The sequence below is a fragment of the Microcoleus sp. S36a_B3 genome (assembly GCF_036700745.1).
Taxonomy (GTDB): Bacteria; Cyanobacteriota; Cyanobacteriia; order Cyanobacteriales; family Microcoleaceae; genus Microcoleus.
The window spans coordinates 323,455-344,030 of the sequence record NZ_JAUBPN010000003.1 but is presented as its reverse complement, the minus strand read 5'-3'; the positions used below and the strand labels follow the sequence as shown (position 1 = coordinate 344,030).

The following is a 20,576-nucleotide window of genomic DNA, read 5'->3' as shown; positions in this document are numbered from 1 at the left end:
CACTTCTGGCAGATTAATTTTGTCTTTAAAAATTCCGATGTGTGTCTTGTAGCGGGATAGCAAGCGCAGTTAACGCTTAACAGTTAACTGGAAAGTCAAGAGTTAATCGTTAACTAAAAAATCCCTGCAAACGTCGGGAAATGAGGTTAAGAATTGTAGACGTTTTCTGACTGGGAGGTTTCGCGGGTGATGGGTTTGACTTTGGCTTTGGCTTTGGCTGCGTTGCGTTTGAGGGCCTGGAGACGAGCTTCGTATTTAGCCCGCTGCTGTTTTTTGGAGGTTTGCTCAATTAAGGTTTTTAAGGCGCTACCGAGGCTTTTGTAGGCGTTTGGGAGAGTGTAACCGAAGCGGGTGGCGAGGGCGAGGGCTTTTTCGTCTGCATCTACTGCTTCTTTTAGACTTTTCTCTCCGTTGTTTTTTTGGTAAAGCCTCCAGCCGGAGACGCCGCACAAAGATATGGCCAACAGCAGTAACAAGCCGTCTTGTACCCAAAGTTCGCCGACTGCGCCGCCTAAACCAATGGCGAGGGCTGCCATTTCCCAACCGTCTCTGGGGATGGTGTCGTTTTGGATTCTGGCGACTTCGTGCCAAAATAAAAGATTGCGCTGATCCATTGCTAGCTGTTCCCAGCGGATCAGGTCTATTTGAATTTCTACCTGGTCTTTGCCTATTTCTTCGCTGCGGATCAGGGTTGGATTAACTTCTATTGTTTTTTCTACTGTTACCCAACTTTGGAGTTCTGGGGGCAGTATATTTTTCAAGCGCCGGATCTCACTCATCTCGGCTCTTGCTGTAGAGGTTGCATAGGATGTCATAGCTCCGGCCTATTGATTTTCCAAAGGTTAATATGTGTCTATTTCTGTGAGTATAGCAAACCTTGAATCAAAATTTTGTCGGGCAGCGGGGGTGATTCACGCTCGGGATAGCTACGCTTAACGACCTTTTGGCAATTTTACTAGATTTTACTCTGCTTGGCGGGGCGATCGCAACTGCCTGCTACATCCTTAACTTTCGACTACTCGATCAAAGGTTGAATTTCTTGTCGCAATTTCGACCAAGCCGCCAAAATATCAGGCTGAGAAGTTATCCTTTTTTTTGCTAAAAATAGCACTTTTGCATCGAAGGAGAATCCTTTCAACTGTTGATAGTTGACAAGATCAAATTTTTCTAATTTTTATACTCAGGGTTCGAGGTGTTCGAGGGAGTATGCTAAGTCGCCATTCATGAAAAAATGCAGTCTGTGTCTAAATATTTACATCATTTTTTCAACGCATATTCTTTGCCTTGACGCTGCCTGTAAGAAATTAGTTGAATGTGATGTGTGGGGAAAGCTTTCAGTTTATTTTAGATGATTTTTAGGGTATTGCCGGTCGAGCCGTCGTTAACAATGATAAAATTCTAACCGTGATTTTTTTGAGAAATTTCTAAAATTTTGTCACAGGTTTGCTCTATGCAGTTTGCTTTGTTGTAAACAGGCTTAATTACTGCGATTTTCGTGATTGTTGTTCTATCGGGCGATCGCTCAAAGATACTACCACCTAGGGGGGGAAATCACAAGCCAAAAATTACAGGTAAAACTTCGGGTAAGAAATAAGCACGGTCAACTTTGGGCGCTAGTTGCATCAAAAGTGCGATCGGTATAAATTGTATCATGCTAGACTTGCCTTAGCCGATATTTAAGGACGACACGGGCGATCGACAATCTCAATGCTCCCAGCACCAGGCCCCGAAAAACCCTCATACTGCCGCCATAACCCTTTACCTCAAAAGCTTGTAATTGTCAATGGTAAATTATTTAATTAACAAATGGCCCGAGTATTTTCAGCCTGGTATTACGCCCAAAAAAAAACGAATTATTAGCTTTTTACTAGCCTTTCTCCTAACTTTCATCACATATCAAACTATCTTAGAAATCGTCACAGTAGAAATTCCGATTTTTGGCTTTCACGATATTGTAAACCTTCAGAATCCCCAGGAAATACCGCCGCAGCGGCGAGATTCTCCCGGCGACTACAGCCAGCAAAACTTAGAACCTTTTTTAGAAAATTTAGTCATTCATAACTATTGGTTTTTGTCAACCCAAGAACTTTACGAATATTTCATCGCCAATCCCAAAAAGCCGATACCGAGTGAATATCGCGGACGCAAAAAAGTTATGATTAGTTTTGACGATGGAAACGAAAGCATTTATACCCACGTACTGCCGATTTTAGAAAGACTCGAAAATAAATACGGCAAAAAAACTAAAGTAGTTGTATTTATCAACTCCGGCTTCTTGGGCCGTCAAAACTCACTCATAAAAAAAGTAACTTGTCAAGACTTGAGACACGGAATGCAGCAAGGTTATTATGATATTCAATCCCACGGGCTGAATCACGAAAAACTCACAAAAATTTCTCTAAAAGCATTAGACAGAGAATTATCTCAAGACCAAATTAGACTGAGGAAATGCACCCAAGATTTAGACCAAAATCGCACAGTCGCCTCGCACATAGCCTACCCGTTTGGCGCTGTCAACAAACAAGTTGAAAAATACGTTGCCCAATATTTTTCATCAGGATACTTGTACGACAGTTCAAAATTAAAACTGCGCTTTTTTCCACCCAATAAATACCGAATATCGAGATTAACAGTGAATAAAAAACATTCGACAAAAAGACTCAGCAGCTTAGCTTCAGGAAGCTGGCTGCACCAATTAATTGGCAAGTAAAATTTGGCAACTATACAGCATTCAAAACAAATCGGTAAGTGCATTGGAATACACAACATCAGATTCACAACACACGGTAAAAAACGAAAAGCTTTTTGCAGTTGCTGCGGTTTCCCAACGCGCCGACGCGCTGGATGCGCTGCGGGGAATAGCAGTTTTAGCAATGGTTTTATCAGGTACCATAGCCCGCAAAACATTGCCGGCGTGGATGTATCACGCCCAACTCCCTCCACCAGACCACGTTTTTAATAACAAACTAGCAGGATTAACCTGGGTTGATTTAGTTTTCCCCTTCTTTCTGTTTGCAATGGGTGCCGCAATACCCCTAGCTTTGTCCCGCCGCATCGCCAAGGGATGGGATACAAAAAAAGTAGTTTTATTTATTTTGCAAAGAGGCTGTTTATTGGCATTTTTTGCAATATTTCTCCAGCACATTCGCCCGACTGTAATTAGCCCGGAGGAAGCAAGCAGACTAAAGTGGTGGCTGGGATTGTGCGGATTTTTCCTATTATTTTTTATGTACGTTCGCTGGCCTCAAAATTGGTCTGAATGGCTGCGTAGGGGGTTAACTCTGGCTGCTTGGAGTGCGGGAATAGTCTTCGTATCTCACATCAAATATCCCAGCGGTGTAGGATTTTCAGTTGACCGCAGCGACATCATCTTGATGGTACTTGCAAATATGGCCGTTTTCGGGTCGCTAATTTGGCTGTTTACTCGTTCAAATGTGTGGCTGCGAGTAGGAATTTTGGGCTTGTTGTTAGCGGCGCGACTGTCTTCTCCTGCTGACGGTTGGGTCAAGTTAGTTTGGTCGTCATCTCCTGCAACTTGGCTGTTTCAATTTGATTATTTGAAGTATTTGTTTGTGGTGATTCCGGGTACTGTTGTCGGGGATTTACTGAATCGGTGGATAGAGTATTATTCGCCGGCAGAGTCGAGTTATGCGAAGTGGAAGAATTGGCGTTATTTTAGCATTCTGGTTTTGATGTTGGCGATTGATTTAACCTTGTTAATTGGACTGCAAGCTAGATGGGTGTGGCAGACTTCGTTAGTGACGCTGATGCTGTGTTTGTGCGGTTGGGTTTTGTTGAAAAAACCTGGAAATGTCACGGAAAATTTATTGAATCACCTTTACAAATGGGGTTTTTATTGGCTGGCTTTGGGTTTGCTGTTTGAGCCTTATCAAGGGGGAATCAAGAAAGATTCGGCGACGATGAGTTACTTTTTTGTAACGGCGGGAATGGCGATTTTTCTGTTAATTGGGTTGACGGTAATTATCGACGTGTTTCAGAAAAGATGGTTTTTGCAGTTGTTTATTGATAACGGGTTAAACCCGATGATTGGCTACGCAGGATTTGCTAACATTATCTGGCCGATTCTGGTTTTAACTAAATGGGAACCGGTGATTGTTGAGATGACTTCAAGCAATCCGTTTATGGGGTTTTTGAGGGGTTTTGGATATACGGCGATTTTGGCGTTAATTGTGATGGGGTTTACCAGGTTTAAACTATTTTTGAGAACGTGAGATAATTAAAAGGCGAGAACATCTTCACGTTTGGTAATTATAATTTCCTCATTGGCTTGCCTAAATTCAATATTAAACTTATCAAGCACAACTTCTCGCCCTAAAAGCATGATATCATTTCCGGTTTGCGATCGTCACAAAAAAGGTTCGTAGTACGGACTTGCATAGGCTTTCATTTTGCGGACTTCAGTCCGCACTACGAACGAATCTGATTGCGGTAAATCGAACGGAAATAATATGATATCTGCTTTTGCAGGGGTTTTGTTCATAGATGATGCTGTGATTGGCTAGAGAGATTTGCTTGGAAAATCCTAGGGAGTTACAGTCTATGAAACTGACTTTAAAATGCCGCTTTCCAACTGATAAATTGCTGCCATAATTCCAGTTTCAGGATTTGTGAGCAGGGATTTTTTGACATCTTTCAAGTATTCTACAATGTGTTCCCGCAAAATCGGTCTTTCTACTGTGACTGTGTGATTGTAATCCCACAAATCCCAGATGATAATGCCGATGCCGACAATCGGGTCGATTAAACCTACTCCCAACTGACTTGCAACTGTACCGCCTGTTTTTGTAGCTACTTTGGCTGCGGCTTTGCTGGCAACTTTTGCGGTAACTTTGCTGCCAATTTTTGCAGCCATTCCTAATATTAAGGGTTTGGCAATTAAGTAGCCGCTGCCGCCAACTAATACTTTTAATGATAAATTAGAAATGTTTCCTTGGTCATTAATTGTGGTGGCAATATCGTTAAGATATTTGTCCCAATGTACCTGCGGTATGTTATAGTTGTTTTGAACTACTTTGACATTTTTGCTAACTTCGGCTATGTACAAGTTAGCAGTATCTTGAGTGATTAATTGAAATCGCATTTGAGCATTTTTGGGAACCAGCACGCGGTTAGCAAATTCTCTTTGGAAGTCTTCGGTTAATTTTTCAGCAACAGATTGAGATGCTGCTGTCATGTCAAATTTGTTGAATACGGCGGATTTGACGAAAGTGAAAGGGACTGTAAACTCCATCTTTTTTTGATTGAAGTAATCGAAGTACCAATCGAGGAAACTGTTGTCTACTCGTGCAATTACTTCGCTTTCCCATTTGTCCAACTCTTTTGAGGCAAAAGTTTCTGCTGTTATATGGGATTTTTGGATGGCGTTTTTAATGTCTTGGTTGACTTTGCTAAAATCGTGTGGCGGCGAGACTACAACTGCTGTGGTTCCGGTATTTGTTAGTGACTGGGAAATTAGAAAGTTACCTAATAGGGGAATGATGACTACTAGAATGACAACTGTCCAAATCATCGGTGTCACGGTTTTGATAAACTGAGCGAGCACCTTGAGGCGTTCTGTTTTTTCGGAATAGCTGATTTTTTCGTTTTCTCGACTCATGGCGGTTCTACAAGTGATGAGAATGGGGGCTAGTTTTGATTATAGGCGGCGTTTCCTGAATTGTGTTGCGGGGGAGTAGCCTGGGATTCTGGAAGGGTTGGGAAAATAAGTAGGTGGAGCGAAATTAAAACTGCGATCGCACTCTTCATCCGTGTTAATCTGTGTTAATCCGCCAGCATCAGCGGTACATAAAAAAATTAAAGAGCGTGAAACGAAGCTATCCCGAAGGGAATCGCCCTTTAACAGTTCCTCAAAGTCAATCGTCCTTATCTGATGATCTTTTAGCCTGCTTTACTTAACACAAGCAGAATGTAGTGGTCAAGACTCACTCCTTCCCTTTCCGCTTTTTCTGCTAAACTTAAATGTAGAGATTTAGGAATTTGCAACGATAAATTTCCGCTATACTCAACTTCCGTTGTAGGTAAAGGAATCTCATCTTCACACTCATAAGCTGTTTCTATCCATAATTCCCTAGCTTCCTGAATATTCTCCATCGCTTCCGATAAAGTTTCACCCTGAGACATACAGCCAGGAAGGTCTTTGATTATAGCTGTATAACCTTCGGATTCTGGATAAAAACTGATAGGATATTTAAGACTCAAGTAATAGTCTAGAGATTTAAGCTTGACTTTCATCTTCTGATTCATCACTCCATTCCTCCAGTTTTAATAGCACAACAATTTGCTTGACGTATACTCCTTTTACCTTTTTACCACCTTTTTTAGAAACTGTAATTTTTAATCCATCAGCATTTCGGAAAGTATGGTGACTTCCTTTCGATCGCTTTTCTTCAAAGCCAAAAGCTGTTAGAATATAGCACACGATGAACTATTAGTTAATGAGGCGATTGACTTCCTAGAGCAAGTTGTTGAGAGCATACACAAGATTTTGTAACATAGGTTGCTCTCCTAAAATAACTCACCCTGTACTCCCATATCCTGATTTTCCCTTTGCGTCTTCTTAAATGTCAATTCTCCCTGTTTCATATCGAAAAATTCTGGTCTTTTCTGTTTAGTTAATAATTCTTCAATAGTTAAAATTTGAATTTTCGCGTAATCCCTACCATTTCCAGCTTTATAAAATCCTGATGATGCTGCTTCCTTAATCATGGGTTTAGTGGGAGTAGTGAGAGTAACAAATAATCCAATATCAGCCTTATTTGTCTCCATTGTTCCTCGCAAATCTCTAATCATAGATGCGTTAATATTTTTACCTCCTTTGACGCTAACAATAATTTTCTTGACGGCTGTTTTATTCGATTTTTTGATATCAACTACATCTTCAAAAAAGATTAATCCATCTATACCACCATCAGCACCTTTCTTTTTATCTTTGTATGGCTGTGCATTAACGAGAGAACAAGCCCACCATTGAAATTGATAGGGGTCACGTTCAAATAAATCTAATGCTGCATCTAAATCTTTTGGTGTACCTTCTACCTCAAATTCAATCCCAGGAACTAACTTTTGATTTTTATTTTCATCTTGAATAAATTTATCAGGGAAAGCATCTTTTAAGCGTTTTTCTATCAGGGCAATTGCTAAATGAGTAATATCTATTCCAATCCAATTTCTGCCTAAATTTTCGGCGGCGTGTATTGCAGTACCACATCCACAAAAGGGATCAAGTATAATATCACCTTTATTACTACTAGCTTGGATAATTCTTTCTAATAAAGCTAAAGGTTTTTGGGTAGGATAGCCGAGACGTTCTCTAGCTTGTGAAGAGACAGGCTTAATATCACTAATTATGTCTTGTATCTGTGTGCCTGGAGCTTCATCTAAATATCTCTTGCATTGTGGTACTCGCCCTTTAACTGGCCAATAAATTAGATTATTAGCATCGAGAATATCTAGTTTTTCTTGTGTTGATAATGACTTATAAATGCTATTAGTTAAGCTTTCAATTGCCTTTACAGGTAATGCCCAGTGACGACCAACATCCGTAGGGTTAACACCCCGCCAAGGCTTACCAGAATCACCTTTTCTGACACCTGCTGCTGTTAGTGTTACCAGTCGATAACACCCTTTATCATCTTCAAATTTATAGAAGCCTTTAACATAATCTTCATCATAATCTTGATAAACTTGATTCCATGTATAAATTTTGGATTTTGTATATAACAATATAATATCGTGAACTGGCCCCCATCTTTTAGCTCCGCCGTGAGAGCCAGTACGTTTCCAGATAATTTCATTTCTAAATTTATCTGCTCCAAAAACTAAGTCTAAAATCATCTTTAAATAATGACTAGCCGTAGGATCGCAATGTAAATATAAACTACCTGTAGATTTCAAAACCCGATGCAATTCTAATAAGCGAATTGCCATCATTACTAGATAAGCAGAAAGAGAGTTTTTCCCTAACGTCCTCACCAATAAATCTAATAATTCATATAATTCACCTTTCTTATCCCTTAATTGATCCAAAAAATGCTCAGATTCGATACCCCATGTCCAAGTATCTTCAAAAGCAGTTATCTGAGCTTCTGAACGTTCACCAGTAGCATTTTTAAATAGCACATTATAATCAGCCTTAGAATTAAAAGGCGGATCGAGATAGATTAAATCAATAAACTCATCAGATATGTGTTCTCTTAAAACTTGTAAATTGTCACCATAGTAGAGACGTTTCATAATTCACTTAGACTTAATTAATTTTAACAAGAAAAAGGAATGGGGTTATTCTTACTAACCCCATTCTTTTTTACTAAACCTTCGCCTCATTCTTCACCAAATTACCCCAACCCAAATCCTTCAGCGAATTATTCCGGCGCAGCGGGCGAGTCACCAACTCCAAAATATCCCGCGCATTACCAAAGCCGTGAATCTGAGCAAAAGTAAACTCAACTGACCACTTAGTATTAATTCCCCGCGCTTCCAAAGGATTAGCGTGAGCCATACCAGTAATCACCAAGTCGATGTTTTGCTCGTAAATCCGTTGTAGCTGATTGTAATTGTCTGGTTTCTCGACAATCCGAGGAGTAGGAACTCCCATCTCGTGACAAGTCTTTTCTAACAAAGCCAATTCAGCAGCTTGATAGCGTTTGTCCATGTAGGGAATGCCGATTTCGGGACAAGTCATGCCGCAGCGAATCAAGAAACGCGCTAAAGAAATCTCTAGCAAATTGTCGCCCATGAAGAAGACAGATTTGCCGCGAATTATTTGCAGGTAATCTTCTAAGCCGGCCCAGATTTGCGCTTCCCGTTCGTCTAAACCTTTGGGTTCAATTCCCAACACTGAGCAAATCTTTTCAATCCACGCGCGAGTGCCGTCTGGCCCGATGGGGAATGGCGCACCAATTAGCTTACACTTACGACGGCGCATCAAGGTAGAAGCGGTACGGGACAAGAACGGATTCATGCCCGATACATAATAGCCTTCTTCCAAAACTGGCAATTCAGTGTAGCGCTTGGAAGGAAGCCAACCGGAAACTTTGATTCCTTGCTTCTTCAATTCTAAGGTTAGCTGAGTGACAACTGGGTCGGGCAAAGAACCGAAAAGTACCAGCGGTGTGTGCTTGACATATTCGGATTCATCTGCTGCAACTTCCTCTTTTTTCTTGCCGAAATTCAGCAGTTGAGAGATGGCATTGCGTTCTACTTTTTGAGATTCCATCACTGGCGCTTTCTCAGGGCATTTAGCAGCCATCGCCGCTAAAACGGTATCTTCCCCTTGGGTGAAAGCGTAATCTAGGCCGTTAGCGCGGGCTGTGACGATGGGAATGCCGATTTCTGCTTCCAGTCTGGGTGCTAGCCCTTCCAAGTCCATTTTGATGATTTCGGTGGTGCAGGTGCCGATCCAGACAATGACGCTGGGGTTACGATCGCGCTTAATTTGCAAGCACAGCCGCTTCAACTCATCAAAATCGTTTAACTGAGCGGAAATATCGCCTTCTTCCAACTCAGCCATCGCGTAGCGGGGCTCGGCAAAAATCATTACGCCCATTGCGTTTTGCAAGAAATAGCCGCAAGTCTTGGTACCGATGACTAGGAAAAAGCTGTCTTCAATTTTTTGGTAAAGCCAAGCTACGCAGCTAATGGGACAAAATGTGTGATAATTGCCGGTTTCGCATTCAAAGTTTAAAGCTTCGGGTTCGTTAGTAGTAATAGCAGTCATATTTCAAGTGTTCTCCCTTTAAATTGTTTTTAGTCTCGAACTGGACAGGCGCGTGATCGAGTAAATACTTGTTTTGGGCGATCGCATCTCTTGCTGCGGAAAAGCATAGGTTTTTTTCATCTCTAAGGATAAAAGGTGCAGCGGCGAGAAAATAGCTGTTTTGTGCGATCGCGCTCGAATTGCAGCGAACAATAATAGAAATACCTGGTTTTGGCGCAAGTCCTCTGACAATATAGATGCAGCAAACTGAATATTTATGCAGCCGCAGCATCCCAAATTGAACTTCAAAAATTCGGTACGAGGGTCTACAATCTCTCACTGCGGGGAGAGCCTTGTTTTTCAACTCGCTAAGCTAAAAACCCTTTTGATAGTTGTGAGTTTGAGTTAATTAAAAATTAACAACTCGCAACTCACAACTCACAAATAGAGCGGACAAATTTCAGACTAAGATAGCCTTGGGCGATCGCAACAACCTCATTTAAAATCAGACAAAAAACCCGAAATTTCTTCATCTTCATCATCGACATCCAAATCGCCGAGACCTAGAGCATCTAAGTCATCTTCATCAGGATCTCCGGTAGTTGCTTCTCCCAGATCGTCCAGTCCGAGATCGTCGAGGTCATCATCATCATCAGACAGAGAGAAATCGTCCATACCGTCATCGTCCAAGTCGCCCAGATCCAGGTCTAGGTCTAGGTCATCTGAAGTCGATGCCCCAAACGGATCGGGTATTTCTTCGGCGACAAAATTTGGCTCTTCTTCCCCAAACGGATCGGATATCGCCGCTTCGAGGTCTCCAGAGGTCAAAGTCCCAAATTGTGATGAGGCTTCTTCCTCATCGTCATCGCCGAGGTCGAAACCGTCCAAAGCCGAGGCTTCTTCCTCATCGTCATCGCCGAGGTCGAAACCGCCCAAAGCCGAGGATTCTTCCTCATCGTCATCACCGAGGTCGAGACCGCCCAAAGCCAAGGCTTCTTCTTCCTCGTCATCGCCGAGGTCGAGTTCGTCATCGCCGAGGTCGAGACCGCCCAAAGCCAAGGCTTCTTCTTCTTCCTCGTCATCGCCGAGGTCGAAACCGCCCAAAGCCAAGACTTCTTCTTCTTCTTCCTCGTCATCGCCGAGGTCGAGACCGCCCAAAGCCGAGGCTTCTTCTTCCTCGTCATCGCCCATATCGAAGCCAGATACGGCATCTTCCTCGTCATCGCCCATATCGAAGTCAGATAAGGCGTCTTCCTCATCGTCGCCGAGGTCGAGACCGTCCAAAGCCGAGGCTTCTTCTTCCTCGTCATCGCCCAAGTCGAAGTCAGAGACAGCTTCTTCCTCGTCATCGCCCAAGTCGAAGTCAGAGACAGCTTCTTCCTCGTCATCGCCCAGGTCGAAGTCAGAGACAGCTTCTTCCTCAAACTCATCGAAGGATTCATCCTCGGAACTGAGTGCATTAGCAGCCACCAGACCGGCGACTCCGGCTACTCCCGCGACTACTCCGGCTGCTAATACCGCACCGCCCAATTGATTCGATTTCGCATCAGTGGGTGCAGCAGTTGCTGTTGGAGTTGCTGTTGGTGCAGCAGTTGCTGTTGGAGTTGCTGCGGGTGCAGCAGTTGCTGTTGGAGTTGCTGTTGGTGCAGCAGTTGCTGTTGGAGTTGCTGCGGGTGCAGCAGTTACTGTTGGAGTTGCTGTGGGTGCAGCAGTTACTGTTGGAGTTGCTGTGGGTGCAGCAGTTACTGTTGGAGTTGCTGTGGGTGCGGGAGATTCGCCTGCAGTCTGCAGTCCGGTAATTGAGGGCATACCCAGCGCTATGTCTGGGTCAAAATTTAGCCCCAACACTTCTATCAGACTGTCTGCATCCGGCTTTAGTTTTGAGAAGGGCAGCATTAGTTGCTGGAGTTCCGGCTCCAGGGCAGCCGCAATTCCCAGGATGAGGTAAGAAACAGGCCTTTTCCCGCCGTCGGGTGTAGCGACCGTGTTGTCAGCCGTCATGTGCAGGAGCAGCCAAGCGCGATTCGTCTGGTAGTAGTCCAACCACTTCTGTTTGAGAGCAACTGAAAAAGTATCAAAAAAAGCCATAACCTCATCCTCATCCTGATCGCTAGACGTATTAAACCATCATCAGGTCTAGCTCATCTTCCTCCTTCTTGACCACTGGTTGTACAGGATTTAGATAAAAATCTGACAGCAAGGAGAATAATTCGCGATCGGGCGTGTCGTTGGGCACTACTCCTTCAGGCATTGCCAAAATCTGGTCGGCGATGTTGAGGTAGTAATCGCAGACGTAGTTTAGGGATGGATCGCTTTCGGCCATCTCAAACAATGTTTTACCTTTGACGCGAGAAACGCGGATGTCTTCAATCAGGGGCAGCACTTCTAGCACCGGCATGGGTACGGTGTCTATGTACTTGTCAATCAAGTCGCGCTTGGATGTGCGGTTGCCAATTAAACCGGCGAGTCGCAACGGGTGAGTGCGGGCTTTTTCGCGGACTGAGGCGGCGATGCGGTTGGCTGCGAATAATGCGTCGAACCCGTTGTCGGTGACGATCATGCAGTAGTCGGCGTAGTTCAACGGGGCGGCAAAACCGCCGCACACTACGTCGCCGAGCACGTCAAACAGGATGATGTCGTATTCGTCGAAGGCATTGAGTTCTTTGAGCAGTTTAACGGTCTCTCCGACTACGTAGCCGCCGCAACCAGCTCCTGCCGGGGGGCCGCCTGCTTCTACGCAGTCAACGCCGCCGTAGCCTTTGTAGATGACATCTTCAGGCCAAACGTCTTCGTAGTGATAGTCCTTTTCCTGAAGGGTGTCGATAATTGTGGGTATTAAAAAGCCTGTGAGGGTAAATGTGCTGTCGTGTTTTGGATCGCAACCGATTTGCAAAACTTTCTTGCCGCGCTTGGCTAGGGCAACGGAGATGTTGCAGCTTGTTGTCGATTTGCCAATTCCACCTTTTCCGTAAACTGCGAGTTTCACTCTTTGTTCTCCTATAGGTTTCTATCAAAACGATCGGGGCTGGGGTTTCGCACTTTGATGTTGCGATCGCCCAAATGAAATAGCCTTTCCTCCAATGCCCCTACTGCTATGCCATTTTTGTCTATTTGGGGGTCGGCCGTGTCTTAGCTCGTTGAAAGCATTATTAGCTAACTTGCGAGGAAAAGAAAGGGGGCTGACAAATGAAAATGCTAGTAATTTGATTTATTTTGCATCTTCAGGAATCTTAGCTGCTTTTTTGATTTACAAATCAATTTTTAGCTTTTTTTTAGATTCTAAGTTAATTTTATAATACTTTTTTTGGTTAAAGAGGAACAAAAATAAAACAAAAATTAACTTCTCCAACAATCTGGGCTTTTGGCTTCGGGGCTCTGATGCGGGCAGTTGATGACTTGTACGGCGCGAGGGGAACGCGCACAAAGGCGCTGGTAGATGAGCCAAAGGGGAGAGTGAGTTCGATTAATTGGGTATGGGGATGCCAAAGTTAGACGATTTGAGATTTTGCATTTTTCGATTTGAGATTGGGAAAGATTGATTTTGCTAGGGTTTCTGGTGTTATGTAAAAAATTGTGAATTTTTAGGATTTAGCACGACGGGCTGGGGGACTGGGAGATTTGGGCGAGATTGGGAGATTTGGCAGATTTGGGAGATTTGGCAGATTGCTGGAGAGTGGGAGATGAGGAAAATCTTCCTTCTTCCTCCAAAATCAGACTAATGACTGATGACTAATGACTAACAACTGCCAACAAACAACTGCCAACAAACAACTGCCAACAAACAACTAACAACTAATGAGTGCTGGCGATCGGAATTTCGATCGCAAATTCAGTACCGAGTCCGGCTTCGGAAACGCATTCAAGCCGCCCTCGGTGCTTTTCTACAACTAAGTGGTAAGAAATAGACAGCCCCAAACCCGTACCCTTACCGACTGGTTTGGTAGTAAAAAATGGGTCAAATAATTGGCTGCGAATGTCATCCGGTATGCCCCGCCCGTTGTCAGAAATCCGGATCGTTACAGAATCGCCAACAACTTCAGTGCGAATGGTAATAGCGGGAATAGTCAATGGAGAACTAGGAATTGACGGTGGTGGATTTTCCCCGTTTCTCTTCGCCCACTCCCCGTTATAGATTTCTTCATCTAAGGCATCAATCGCATTACCGAGAATATTCATAAAGACTTGATTTATTTGACTGCCACAGCACTCGACGCGGGGCAAATCGCCGTATTCCTTAATAATGTGAATTCCTGGATGTCTGCCTTGAGCTTTGAGTCGGTGCTGCAAAATCAACAAAGTGCTGTCGAGTCCTTCGTGAATGTCAACGGGTTTGACGTTAGATTGATCCGATCGCGAAAAATTACGCATGGACAAAACTATTTGGCGGATGCGTTCGGTTCCTACTTGCATTGAAGACAGCATCTTAGCTAAGTCTTCCACCAAAAAATCGATTTCCATCTCTGCTGCTGCTTCCCGAATTTCCGAGGCTGGTTCGGGATAGTGCTGCTGGTAAAGATCCAAGAGTTTGATCAATTCTTTGATGTAATGATTGGTGTGGGAAAGATTGCCGTAGATAAAATTCACGGGATTGTTAATTTCGTGGGCGATACCGGCAATCATTTGTCCCAAAGAAGACATTTTTTCGGTTTGGACTAATTGACTTTGAGTTTGCTGCAATTTCCGCACTGTTTCTTCTAATTGCTGTGCTTGATTTTTCAAGCAAGTTTGCTTTGTCCGCAGCACTTCTTCGACTCGCTGGCGCTTAATAATATCTCGTCTCAATAATTCGTTTGATTCTAAAAGTTGGGCCGTGCGTTCTTCAACTTGTTTTTTTAAGTCGTCGTGGGCTTGGCGCAGGGCTTCTTGGGCGCGCTGCTTCTCTAAAATTTCTTGCTGCAAAAGTTGGTTTGTTTTCTGCAATTGGGCGGCTCGATCGTCTACTGCTTGCTGCAAAAGCTCGATCGTCCCGTACATTTCAGATTGGTTAAAAACTTGCGGCAAACTTGTGAGAGAGATGACACCCAAAAGTTCTCTCTGACTGCCAACTACTACCAAACGGCGGACTCCGTGTCGCTGCATTTCTTGGTGGGCCCGGAAGAGGGAATCGACAGGAGATATACAAAATAAAGGTGCACTCATCACCTCAGCGGCGGAAATTTGGGAGAGGTTTAATTCGAGGGCGTGAAACTGCACGATGTCGCGTTCGGTGACAATGCCGACGGGAATAAGGTAATTTTCTATTGGTACGATCGCCCGCTGTGGATGCTGAATTGGTTTTTCGACAATGACGATACAACTAACTCGATGTTTGACCATTAGCAGGGCTAAATCGAGGGCTGAGGCAGTTTCTGGGGCACAAATGACTTCCTTAGTCATTACATCTTCTGCACTGCGTAAATTCGTGAGTAAGTTGACCGGTTGCAGGGCTTCGTGAATGGCTTCGCGGGTGATGATGCCCACGAGTCGATCGCCGTCATCCACTACGGGTAAGTGCCGGATTTGGTACTGGCGCAAGGTGAACATAGCTGTGAAGATGTCTTGAGACTCGGATTGTTTGAGGGTAATTGGCGATCGAGTCATGACATCAGCAATTGTCAGTTTGATGGCGCAAGCTTCGACGGTTGTTAGCTTGACGATATCCCTTTCTGTAAAAATGCCGATCGGGCGATCGTCCTCCACAACTATGACGCAACTGCGCTTTGCCGGGCCCGGAAGAGCTTTTTGTTTTTCGCTACAAAGCTGACACGAGACGCGCATCGGGTTCATGAGAGCTAACACTTGGGCGATCGGGGTTTCTGGAGCCACTGTGAGGGGGTGGCGGTCGATCGCCCGATCTAAAGGTGAGAAGTAGAGCGGTGGGCTGTTGCGCTCTACAGGGGATTCTGATGGTTTAATTACTTGTTGCGGGACTGAATCTAGGAAATGCTGTAAATGTTCTTCTTGTAGCATGGTGATTATTAATTTTTCTTAATGACTTGTTACAATTTTGCGCGCGCGGGTTGCCAGAATTAGCATTAATTAAGCGGTTTACCCGACCGATAAACAGATACAACCCTCCCCCTGGCTGTGGTGGAAAGCCCCCAATTTTCGACTGATGTTCGGACTCTGGCGATCGATCTGTGAAGTAAATGGAGTGAATAAAAAATAGAAAATGGAAAATTGACTTGCGGTCGATCGATCGCCTCACATCTGAATTGCTAGAAAACCCCTAATTTTATTTTATTTTTTTTTAATCCTATGTCGTGGACACCATTAAATCATCGAATTCATCACTTGCCGCTCATCCTGGCCGGCCCGATTTTGCGCCGGACTGAAACAGGGGCGGTGACAGTTTGGCTGGCTCTGAAAGCACCCCGCGAAGTAGAACTCAAGGTTTATGCGACTGAGGGCGGCACCGGCGAAATTCTCGGTGCACCGCTACTCCAAGGTACGAACACTACCGTGGCGATCGGGAAATACCTGCACGTAGTGGCCGTGACGGCTCAACTGATCGACAGCAAAGTCTTGACATACGGAAAAATTTATGCTTATGACATAGAGTTTGCTGCAAGTCCTGATTCGCCCTCGGAGGTTGCACTTCCAGACAAAGAGAAAGAAAATCTCCTTTCTTGCTTGTGGCCTGCATCCCCTAATTTGTCAGTTTCCTCGCCGGAGACGATCGGTTATTTCCCTCACGGGTTGCCGACTTTTGCCCTGCCACCGCAAGATTTAAACTATTTGCGTATTGTTCACGGTTCTTGTCGCAAGCCCCAGGGAGACGGCAGAGATGCGCTGCCAATCTTGGATAATTCGATCGCACAGTTTGCAGGAATGGCAAATTTCCGTCCCCACCAACTGTTTTTAACAGGCGACCAAATTTACGGGGATGACGTTGCAGATCCCCTGCTGTGGGCTTTGACGGATGCTGGCGATACACTTTTGGGCTGGGAAGAAAATATGCCCCTGATGAATGATGCCCAAATAAAAAAGAATTTGAATTTGTGTATCAGTATACCTAAAAATTCAGAAAACGAAAATGTAGTTGGCCAAAAAAGGGAAATTTTTAGAGAGTCGCCTATTGGGAAACAGTCTAAGGCTGAGTCTGACTACAAAAAGCCAATTGAGTTAAAGCCGGGGACTCGCAGCGATATTGCCAGAGATTTTGGCGGCTTTACGGCCATGTTGGTGAATAAACCGGACAAGGCGAAAAGTCATTTGTTCGGTTTGGGCGAATATTGCGCGATGTATTTGTTAGTTTGGTCGCCTGTACTTTGGTGCGATAATTTTCCGAAGGGTAAGGATATTTGTCTAGATTCTAAGCTGGCAAAAGTCTGGGATAGAGAAGTTGTTGAACTTGGCGGTTTTGCTGGCAATTTGTGGAGGGTGAGGCGGGCGCTGGCTAATATTCCGACTTATATGATTTGTGACGATCATGATGTTAGTGATGATTGGTATTTGAATCGGGAGTGGTGTTACCGGGTGCTGGGTAAGCCGCTTGGCCGCCGGGTGGTGCAGAATGCTTTGCTGGCTTATGCTGTGTTTCAGGCTTGGGGAAATACGCCCGCACAGTTCGATCGCGAAAATGTCGGAGATAAGTTATTAAAGGCTGCCCAAAAGTGGTCGAATTCGGCGGGGACTGATGTTGCTGTTTGGGAAGAGGCGGCTTCGTATTTGGGGATTCCGGCGGTTGATATTGAGACTGGTTTGCCGAAGTTAAAGTTAGATGATGATGTTTTGATTTTGGATCGCGATTGTGACGGCGTAAGTGAGGTTTTGAGTTGGCATTTTACAGTGAGAAGTTTTAAGCATGAGGTGATTGTGCTGGATACGCGGACTTGGCGGGGATATCCGGTGAAAAGTGCGATCGATCCACCGATGCTTTTGACTCACAAGGGTTTTGAAGAGCAAATTCAGCAGCCTTTGCGGGAGACTGATTTGTTGAATAAAACTGGGGAGTTTAAGATTGAGGCGACGCTGGTAGTTTTGCCGACTAATTTGGTGGGTTTGTGGATTATTGATGCGGTGCAAAAGTTAGATTTGAAACAGGGAAAGGTTTTTAATAGTGATGCGGGGGATGCTTGGAATTTTCATGAATTGGCTTTTATGAAGCTGTTGTCGGAGTTTTTTAAGCAGCGCGATCGGGTGGTTGTTTTGACGGGGGATATTCACTATGCTGCTGCTGTGCGGCTGAGTTATTGGTCTGACAAGCATTTTGGCATTTGTCGCCCGGATGTTGAGTGTTTGTCTCCTGCATCTGAGTTCGATGTAAAATCTCAAAGCGCAGGTAGAAAATATTCTGTGTTGGCGCAGTTAACGGCTAGTGCTTTGATTAATGAAGAGTGGAAAACTCATGTGATTCATACTAAGGTTAAGTCGGTGTTTCCAGAGCGATCGCACGAATGTTTGGGATGGAACGAGCCGCTGGAGTTGGTGAAAATTTCGAGAGGTAGCAGAAAGAAGGCTGTGGCTGCTGCTGTGAGGAATAGGCAATCTTTTCCTGATTGGGGCTATCGAATTGACTGGATGAAACGACAAAAAGCTAGGGTATTTTTGCCTCATGAAAATGGTGAGATGTCAACTAGAACTCACAAAAATAAACAATTGTCGTGGCTGCATAGGTGGTGGAATTTTATAGCGCTGTTGTGGCGGAATCGCTGGCTACAAGAGGGTGATGAGATTGTGGGATACAGTAATATTGCGATCGTCAGTTTTCAGTGGCCGGCTGAGGGTGATGGGGAGAAGGCCGTGATCCAGAATGTCTATTGGCGGCCTCTTTGGGAGCCTGATAGTGTGGTTTACAGCCAGTATTTTGTGCCGTTAGGATTGGATCAAAATGATTAGATTCCCGGCGGTGAGAAACCCGATCGCCCCTCAACCATTTCTTTGCTAGGTGGCGCGGCGCCAGAAACCGGGTTTTTTACGACAATATCTCGTTAAAATCCAAAAATTAGGTAAGAACCCGGTTTCTTTGCTAGGTGGCGCGGCGCCAGAAACCGGGTTTTTTACGACAATATCTCATTAAAATCCAAAAATTAGGTAAAAACCCGGTTTCTTTGCTAGGTGGCGCGGCGCCAGAAACCGGGTTTTTTACGACAATACTTGATTCTCGTCCAAAAATTAGGTAAAAACCCGGTTTCTTTGTCGGAGTGGGTAACTACTGACACGCCTTTATCCCAACAACTCCAGAAACCGCACATCACCCCGAATCCCATCAAAATCTGTATTAGTTTTTGCTGAGTTTCGATGTGTTTTCCGTACTCCTTGCTTTCTTAACATATCGAGAAGGACTAAAGTCCTTACTACAAACAGTTTTTTTTTATAGGCAAAGATGGACTACAAAACAGCCGCCACAGTTGCCATCAGCAACCCTTGAAACAATTTGATTCCATCAGTTTCGCCCAACATCGGATCGGAAGCCCTCTCAGGATGCGGCATCATTCCTAACACATTGCCAGCCCGATTGCAAATGCCCGCAATATTATTTAACGAACCGTTGGGATTGCCAGCATCGTTAATTTTTCCCGCCTCTGTGCAGTAGCGAAATAGCACTTGATTGTGCTCTTCTAACTCTGCTAATGTATGCGGATCAGCATAATAATTTCCTTCGCCGTGGGCGATCGGCAAATCGATGATTTCACCGGAAGTATAAGCCGCAGTCCAACGAGTATTACCGCGTTCGACTTTCAAAGAAGCCCGATCGCAAATAAAATTCAATCCCGCATTCCGCACCAGAGCACCGGGCAATAAACCAGCTTCAGTCAACACCTGAAAACCGTTGCAAATGCCCAATACAAGCTTTCCTTGTTTCGCGTGTTCCGCAGTAGCCCGCATCGCCGGAGAAAAACGGGCGATCGCGCCGCACCGCAAATAATCTCCGTAACTGAAACCGCCGGGAATTACAATGATGTCAATATCCGAAATATCGGTATCTTCGTGCCAAATCATCCGCGTCGGTTGGTGCAGCAACCCTTGAGTTACCCACACCACATCGCGATCACAATTTGAACCGGGAAAAACAATAACTCCAAATTTCATAAGCAGATGTTGAAGGAAGAAGTCAGTAGTCAGTAGTCAGTAGTCAGTAGTCAGTAGTCATTAGTCCAACGTCATGTTTTGCTGTCCCGCCCGAGTTTTCCGTCCAACGTCATCAGTCCGAGGGAAGAGGTGTTAACTTAAGACTGAAATCTTAGGTTTCTCTCGCTTGTATCAAAGTCTAGATCCCTCTAAATCCCTTAAGAAGGGGGAGTTTGAGTGCTCGTAGTTTTCGTGTTTTTAACAAAGAATTTGAGAACCCTCTTATCCCCCCCTTACTAAGGGGGGTTAGGGGGGGGTCTCCGGGTTTAAAAACACGCTAGGGACGATCGCATTTATGCCGCCACTGTCTCCACAGCAACAGGAATTGCAGTCAAATCAAAGCGATAATTCTCAATAACTGGATTTGCCAAAAGTTGGTCGCAAACGCGATCGAGTTGTTCGTGGGCCTCCGATTCGCCCGCAGCAGTCAGCGTCAATTCAACGTACTTTCCGATGCGGACGCCCTCAACATTGTCGTATCCCATGTGTTGCAAACCGGACTGTACGGCAGTGCCGGCCGGGTCTAAAACCGAAGGGCGGAGGGTAACATAGATTTGGGCAAGATATTTCTGAGTCACGGGAATGTTGCGGTGGGTGATGTGCAAGTTAGCGCCCTTGTATTCTACAACCAGGTTGCGCGCGATCGACCTTGGAACTCCAATAAACTGCTACCATCCCCGGAAAATAGGGAGCATCTCAGTTTGCCAAAAAGCATTTTTTTATTGAGCGTGCGAGCCTTCCCGCTCCCGTATTGTACTCGCTCTTCGGGGACGATCGCACTATCAACGCCACCAGATGCTCCCCGAAA

General features: G+C 44.7%; 16 protein-coding genes. 3 read left to right on the top strand and 13 right to left on the bottom strand.

The genetic code is table 11. The features are described 5' to 3' along the window. Positions 1-146: 146 nt before the first annotated feature. Complete coding sequence (locus QUA01_RS05390) at positions 147-815, bottom strand: DUF3318 domain-containing protein (protein WP_333087327.1); 669 nt, start codon at positions 813-815, stop codon at positions 147-149. 968 nt (positions 816-1,783) lie between these two features. On the opposite strand from QUA01_RS05390, the gene QUA01_RS05385 reads away from it, so the two are divergent. Further along, on the top strand, positions 1,784-2,710 hold the full coding sequence (locus QUA01_RS05385; RefSeq protein ID WP_333087326.1) for a polysaccharide deacetylase family protein: 927 nt from the start codon (positions 1,784-1,786) through the stop codon (positions 2,708-2,710). Then, a complete protein-coding gene (locus QUA01_RS05380; protein ID WP_333087325.1) occupies positions 2,700-4,232 on the top strand; it encodes a DUF5009 domain-containing protein in 1,533 nt (510 codons plus the stop codon). Before QUA01_RS05385 ends, QUA01_RS05380 begins: the two co-directional genes overlap by 11 nt. A gap of 134 nt (positions 4,233-4,366) precedes the next feature. Here the strand turns inward: QUA01_RS05380 and QUA01_RS05375 are convergent, their stop codons facing one another. The 10 genes from QUA01_RS05375 to QUA01_RS05330 form a co-directional block, all read right to left on the bottom strand. Beyond that, a complete protein-coding gene (locus QUA01_RS05375) occupies positions 4,367-4,501 on the bottom strand; it encodes a hypothetical protein (protein ID WP_333087324.1) in 135 nt (44 codons plus the stop codon). A 57-nt stretch (positions 4,502-4,558) separates the two neighbouring features. Next, positions 4,559-5,617: a hypothetical protein gene (locus QUA01_RS05370; protein ID WP_333087323.1), complete on the bottom strand. Its 1,059-nt coding sequence runs from the start codon at positions 5,615-5,617 to the stop codon at positions 4,559-4,561. A 281-nt stretch (positions 5,618-5,898) separates the two neighbouring features. Continuing rightward, positions 5,899-6,264: a type II toxin-antitoxin system HicB family antitoxin gene (locus tag QUA01_RS05365; protein ID WP_333087322.1), complete on the bottom strand. Its 366-nt coding sequence runs from the start codon at positions 6,262-6,264 to the stop codon at positions 5,899-5,901. Next, positions 6,236-6,439, bottom strand: a complete 204-nt coding sequence (locus tag QUA01_RS05360; RefSeq protein ID WP_041623453.1) for a type II toxin-antitoxin system HicA family toxin — start codon at positions 6,437-6,439, stop codon at positions 6,236-6,238. The genes QUA01_RS05365 and QUA01_RS05360 overlap by 29 nt, the downstream gene beginning before the upstream one ends. Positions 6,440-6,525: 86 nt before the next feature. Beyond that, positions 6,526-8,253: a DNA methyltransferase gene (locus QUA01_RS05355; RefSeq protein WP_333087321.1), complete on the bottom strand. Its 1,728-nt coding sequence runs from the start codon at positions 8,251-8,253 to the stop codon at positions 6,526-6,528. 73 nt (positions 8,254-8,326) lie between these two features. Further along, positions 8,327-9,736, bottom strand: coding sequence for a ferredoxin:protochlorophyllide reductase (ATP-dependent) subunit N (locus tag QUA01_RS05350; protein WP_333087320.1), 1,410 nt, complete (start codon positions 9,734-9,736; stop codon positions 8,327-8,329). Next, the gene (locus QUA01_RS05345; protein WP_333087319.1) at positions 9,717-10,055 is read right to left on the bottom strand and encodes a hypothetical protein; all 339 of its coding nucleotides are present in this window, start codon (positions 10,053-10,055) and stop codon (positions 9,717-9,719) included. The genes QUA01_RS05350 and QUA01_RS05345 overlap by 20 nt, the downstream gene beginning before the upstream one ends. 155 nt (positions 10,056-10,210) lie before the next feature. Next, on the bottom strand, positions 10,211-11,803 hold the full coding sequence (locus QUA01_RS05340; protein WP_333133019.1) for a DUF5331 domain-containing protein: 1,593 nt from the start codon (positions 11,801-11,803) through the stop codon (positions 10,211-10,213). A gap of 31 nt (positions 11,804-11,834) precedes the next feature. Further along, on the bottom strand, positions 11,835-12,701 hold the full coding sequence (gene bchL / locus QUA01_RS05335) for a ferredoxin:protochlorophyllide reductase (ATP-dependent) iron-sulfur ATP-binding protein (RefSeq protein WP_333087316.1): 867 nt from the start codon (positions 12,699-12,701) through the stop codon (positions 11,835-11,837). A gap of 806 nt (positions 12,702-13,507) precedes the next feature. Beyond that, a complete protein-coding gene (locus QUA01_RS05330; RefSeq protein WP_333087315.1) occupies positions 13,508-15,664 on the bottom strand; it encodes a CBS domain-containing protein in 2,157 nt (718 codons plus the stop codon). A 288-nt stretch (positions 15,665-15,952) separates the two neighbouring features. Here QUA01_RS05330 and QUA01_RS05325 point away from each other — a divergent pair, with 288 nt between their 5' ends. Then, complete coding sequence (locus tag QUA01_RS05325; RefSeq protein ID WP_333133021.1) at positions 15,953-18,535, top strand: PhoD-like phosphatase; 2,583 nt, start codon at positions 15,953-15,955, stop codon at positions 18,533-18,535. 492 nt (positions 18,536-19,027) lie between these two features. Here the strand turns inward: QUA01_RS05325 and purQ are convergent, their stop codons facing one another. Then, the gene (purQ, locus tag QUA01_RS05320) at positions 19,028-19,729 is read right to left on the bottom strand and encodes a phosphoribosylformylglycinamidine synthase subunit PurQ (RefSeq protein WP_333087313.1); all 702 of its coding nucleotides are present in this window, start codon (positions 19,727-19,729) and stop codon (positions 19,028-19,030) included. 332 nt (positions 19,730-20,061) lie between these two features. Then, positions 20,062-20,346: a phosphoribosylformylglycinamidine synthase subunit PurS gene (purS, locus tag QUA01_RS05315; protein WP_333087492.1), complete on the bottom strand. Its 285-nt coding sequence runs from the start codon at positions 20,344-20,346 to the stop codon at positions 20,062-20,064. Positions 20,347-20,576: the final 230 nt, after the last annotated feature.